Origin of the sequence: Mesorhizobium sp. M1A.T.Ca.IN.004.03.1.1, from assembly GCF_003997555.1 — a bacterium.
Lineage (GTDB): Bacteria > Pseudomonadota > Alphaproteobacteria > Rhizobiales > Rhizobiaceae > Mesorhizobium.
Window position 1 is genome coordinate 1 of record NZ_RZTV01001168.1, and the last position, 232, is coordinate 232.

Below are 232 nucleotides of genomic sequence, written 5' to 3' on the forward strand. Positions count from 1 at the left end.
TTCCAGAAGCAGATGGCCACCTACAAGCTGCTGATCATCAACGAACTGGGCTTCGTGCCGCTGTCCAAGACTGGCGCGGAATTGCTGTTCGAGTTAATCTCACCACGCTACGGGCGCGGTGCCACCCTGATCACCAGCAATCTTCCATTTGACAAATGGACCGAGACCTTGGGATCCGAACGTCTGACCGGCGCGCTGCTCGATCGCATCGCCCACCATGTCAACATCCTCG

The 232-nt window shown here is 57.3% G+C and carries 1 protein-coding gene; it reads left to right on the plus strand.

Annotation, left to right across the window (positions count from 1 at the left end):
* The coding region (locus EOD29_RS35360; protein ID WP_164764122.1) for an ATP-binding protein at positions 1 to 232 on the plus strand (232 nt) is incomplete at both ends.